The sequence below is a fragment of the Longimonas sp. genome, from assembly GCF_046498435.1.
In the GTDB taxonomy this organism is placed as follows: Bacteria; Bacteroidota; Rhodothermia; order Rhodothermales; family Salinibacteraceae; genus Longimonas.
Window position 1 is genome coordinate 1 of record NZ_JAWOAR010000008.1, and the last position, 4,277, is coordinate 4,277.

The 4,277-nt window shown below is 56.9% G+C and carries 4 protein-coding genes; 3 read left to right on the forward strand and 1 reads right to left on the reverse strand.

Annotation, left to right across the window (positions count from 1 at the left end; translation table 11 throughout):
- The first annotated feature begins 888 nt into the window (after positions 1 to 888).
- Positions 889 to 1,446, forward strand: a complete 558-nt coding sequence (locus R6U20_RS00285; protein ID WP_410335869.1) for a hypothetical protein — start codon at positions 889 to 891, stop codon at positions 1,444 to 1,446.
- Positions 1,447 to 1,520: 74 nt separating this feature from the next.
- Here R6U20_RS00285 and R6U20_RS00290 read toward each other — a convergent pair whose 3' ends face one another.
- Positions 1,521 to 2,057 carry a GbsR/MarR family transcriptional regulator gene (locus R6U20_RS00290; protein ID WP_410335870.1) on the reverse strand — a complete coding sequence of 179 codons (537 nt, stop codon included), beginning with the start codon at positions 2,055 to 2,057 and terminating at the stop codon, positions 1,521 to 1,523.
- 335 nt (positions 2,058 to 2,392) lie between these two features.
- On the opposite strand from R6U20_RS00290, the gene R6U20_RS00295 reads away from it, so the two are divergent.
- On the forward strand, positions 2,393 to 2,917 hold the full coding sequence (locus R6U20_RS00295) for a polyhydroxyalkanoate synthesis regulator DNA-binding domain-containing protein (protein WP_410335871.1): 525 nt from the start codon (positions 2,393 to 2,395) through the stop codon (positions 2,915 to 2,917).
- Positions 2,918 to 3,069: 152 nt separating this feature from the next.
- On the forward strand, positions 3,070 to 4,277 hold a 1,208-nt coding region (locus R6U20_RS00300), incomplete at its 3' end, for a patatin-like phospholipase family protein (protein WP_410335872.1).

Consider the following 4,277-nt stretch of genomic DNA (forward strand, 5'->3'; position numbering starts at 1 on the left):
CCGGGATATCCGCACCCCAGGAGTACTCGGTCGCGGTGCTCCCAGCGCTTCGCTCCTGATCCCGGGCTAAGGATTTGCAGCCCATAGCCGGGTAACCTGTGCCGACCGCTGTCGGTACCGCTTGCGTCCCCGGCGACATTAAGGCGAGTTTCGTCGCTCACCGATTGCAAACACCTGTATGATGATTCAGCGCAGATGGTACAATACCAAATCCGGTTACAGCATTGCGGTATTGCTCCTCTACGAGGCCCCCGATGTACGTCGTCGGTCGGCCTCGTATGGGGATGGATGGATGAGTGGATGTTTTTCTTATTCCCCCTTCACACATCCCCTCCATACACCAACGACGCATGCGGAGTTGGTATAAACGGACAGGGGGCTCGCTGCCGGTTGTTTGAACCTATGCCAGCACGCACCAAGGCGGCAAACATTTGCCACAACCTGGAAGGGGTCGTTGTTCTGGGGGGCGCCCTGATCAAAGCATCTTCTTGAGGAAGGCCAGACTGAATGTACCAGCGATGTACGTTGAACTCCGTTTCTGCTTCGGTCAGAGCAATCTCCACTTCGATTTACTTCGTTCACGAGGGTGTGCCGTCCTTTGAGCAATGGACCCGGACATGTCTGGCAGTGAGAGTAGAGCGCAGAATCGCTCGGTAAGGCACCCCGCCTCTATGAAATAAAGAATAAATCAAAAGAGAAGCTGTTATGTGTAGCACTATTGCTCCATATCAGGAATAAATCGTAAGCGCTTTCAAGAATCTTAATAGATGAAGAAGACTACCATAGCTGTGTATTTGCCGATGCGCTTTTTATGCAGTTCAGTATGCGCATTTGGTAGATGCATATGTGCGCCCGCCCCCTTCATAGCCAACCGAGCCTATGCGCCCCTTGAGCCGATTTCTATTTATTGCTTGTGTTATTGCCAGTGCAGTTGTACTGCTTGGTGCACCAGAGGCAACCGCTCAGGTCCAGCACGAAACGAGCGATATTACGGGCCAAGAGCGCGTGTCGAGCACCGGACTGCGCGATGCGGACGTCCAAAACTACGCTGGAGATGATATTGCGTACAAGGCTGAGTACGTCTATCAGCCTGAGACCACCGAGGAGTCTTGGCGTCTTACGTTTTACGGATTTACCGACCAGCGAACCGGTATGACACAAACTGATCGTGCGCTTGTCTGGATTGATGGACAGCGCCGTCGGATCAGTGAAGTGACCGCTCGCGCACGTCGTATTGATGATGGTGTGCTCGAAATCCAAACTGCCACGATGAGCGCATCAACGTTCCGGCGCATTGCTACCGGAGAGACCGTGCAGTTTACCATCGGGTCGGCAGAGTTTGACCTTCTGTATGAAGACCGCGCCGATATGCGTGCGGTTCTTGAGGAGGCGAATGAAATTGCCTCGCCCGGAACGCAGCGCCAGCGCGCTGACAACGGCAACTGAAGACGCGAACGCTGCCCTAACGAGTAGAGCGCGCTTCTCTTCGTAAATACCTCTTGCAGCGGGCGGTGTGTGCCTTATAGGTTCGCATCGCCCGTTGATTTGTGCGAGGCAGTGGCCGCATCTTGGTCATCCAGACGCGATTGCTTGACTTCTGCCCAGCGCTCCGAGAAGTCCTGGTAGAACGACTCCATAAGCTGGTAGAAAGCGTGCATGTGCTCCAGGTTTTTGATGGTTTCAGCATCTCCCAGGTTGTTCTGCTCCATGCGTCGCAAGTAGCGCTCGGCTAACGAACGGTTGCGGCGCACCGTGGCCATGTTGAACTTGAAGTTGTTGTAGAAGATATCGGGATGGGCCACGTAGTAGTTGCGTCGGTTTACGGGGCCATCCACCTTGCGCACGACCCCCATATCGGCCAGGCGCCGTACAGAGATGGAGATCGGGCCTTTCGAGTGGCCCAGCAGTTCGACCATATCGTCGAGCGAGGCCGGTTCACTCTGCGTGAGCAGCAATCCCACGATGAGGCCTTGCAATCGCTTTAGCCCATGCGATTCGTAGATATTGCCGAACTCCTGAATGAGCTCTTCTTCGACCGGAGAGGGGGCGTGGGCCATAAAATGCAGATTACGAGGTTAATACGGGGAGTCGGCCAGAACAGGCACGGCATGCGGCAAGGCGAGAGACATATAAAATATGCCGTGCGATGATAGTTCGGGTCGCTTTCAAACCGGTAATGCCAACGGTAGGTTCGCCAATCGCTAACACCCAAGCGTAGCAGGCATTGGAACGGGGGCGCTGTGCATCAGGTGTGGATCATGCGACCGGTCCATGCGTCGGATATGACGCGTGGTGACGCAGTGCGTTATCGGTTCGCTGGTTGTTGTATCCGTTTTAGGGGTTACACTGCCGCGCTTTGCCCAACTGTTTGTATGAATATGAATTGCGCTGTATGGCTCGTCTTATCAAACGCTACGAGAATCGTAAACTCTATGACACTGAAGCCAGTACATACGTGTCGTTGAGTGACATCGCCGAGTTGGTGCGAAGCGGCGAGACGGTTAAGGTAGTGGATCAGACCACCGGGCAAGACTTGACGGCGCAGACGCTCACGCAGATCATTCTGGCCGAGGGAAAGGAGGGGCACTCGCCCATTTCGGCAGAGGTGTTGCACAAGCTGCTGCGCCGCAGTGGAGCCGCGCTTGACGCGGGGCTCGATCAGCTCCGCGTTCGTGTCGATGATCTGGTTCAGCACTCGATGGACCGCCTGGGTCGCTTGCTGCAAGGGCCGCGGGCTGATGAGTTGGATGCGCTGCGCAATCAACTGCACGAGGCCGAGCAGAAGCTGGGGGCACTTCTCAATGCTATCGAGTCGCCGGGAAACGAGCAAACGAGCTCCGAAGGAGGGAAATCAGATAACGAGATGGTATCTACATCGGGGGAGACGGGGGAGCAGACGCCCCGCTCCGCGCGCTAACGTGCTCTTGCTGCGGGCATTACCCCGAGCGGCGGGCCACACCCATAGGGCGATAGCAGACTAAGCCAAACGTTTGGCTGGTCCGTCAGTTGGAACCGCTTTCACGACATATCCATTAGCGACGCGCTGTTTCTCATTTGGCTTTCGGATGTATGGCTACGAATTCTTCTTCGGTTGGACTGGCATGTGCAGGGGGCGTGATTGAGGGGGCCATTTACGAGGTCGGGGCCCTGTGTGCACTCGATGAGGCGATTGACGGGCTTGACCTGCACGGGCTGGATACGTATGTGGGCGTAAGCTCAGGCGCGCTCATTAGTTCGTTTTTGGCGAATGGGGTGTCGGCGCAGACACTGAGCCGAGCGATTGTGTCTGAGTCTGACGCGGACCCACGCTTGAACGTGCAGCCGGAGGTGCTCTTTAGCCCGGCGCTCCGCGAGTATGCCGAACGTATGCTGCGTGTACCGGGGGCGCTCTGGCGGACGTTCCGCTACTTTGCTACGCATCCGACCGACCTTTCTGTAGTTGGGCTTTTGTCGACGTTTGGTTCGGTTGTGCCTACGGGGTTGTTCGATAATACGCCGCTACACCGGTTTCTGGCCCAGGCCTTAACGCCTCCTGATCGCACAAACGATTTTCGCGAGTTGCGCGCAAAGCTGCGCGTGGTAACGATGCATCTGGACTCATCGGAGGTTGCGGTGTTTGGGGGGCCGGAGCGCAACCATGTGCCCATCTCGAAAGCGGTGCAAGCCAGCACTGCACTGCCGGGGCTGTACTGTCCCGTCGAAATCGACGGCGAGTACTACATCGACGGCGTAGCGCGGCGCACGGTGCATGCGAGCGTGGCGCTCGATGAGGGTACCGACCTGCTGTTCTGCATTAACCCGATTGTGCCGGTGAATGTGCAGTTGAAACGCCATGCCAACCGCTTGCTGAACGAGCATGGGCTCATCGATCATGGGCTTCCGGCTGTGCTCTCGCAGACATTCCGCGCGATTGTGGATTCGCGCAAAACTACGGGGTTCAAGAAATATGCGCATACCCATCCGGATGCGGATCTCATCTTGATTGAGCCGGAGTACGATGACACGCGCATGTTCTTCTCGAACATCTTCAGCTTCAAAAACCGCCACGACGTGTGCGAGCATGCGTACCAGGCTACGCGGCGCCACCTGCGCACGCAAGCCCCGGCGCTGCAGGCTACGCTCCGCCGCCACGGGCTGCGCCTACGCCTGGATGTGCTTACGGATACACGGCGTACGCTCTTTCCGGAGCAGAAGCCGTCGCGCTCCAGTGCACAGTCGGTCCTCGACGAAGCCGACCAGGTGCTCGACCGCCTGGATCTGGTGCTGGAGCAGTTGCG

Coding starts and splice junctions, on each gene's coding strand:
- R6U20_RS00290 (WP_410335870.1), bottom strand. CDS start 2,057: ATGGCCCACGCCCCCTCTCCGGTCGAAGAAGAGCTCATTCAGGAGTTC.
- R6U20_RS00295 (WP_410335871.1), top strand. CDS start 2,393: ATGGCTCGTCTTATCAAACGCTACGAGAATCGTAAACTCTATGACACT.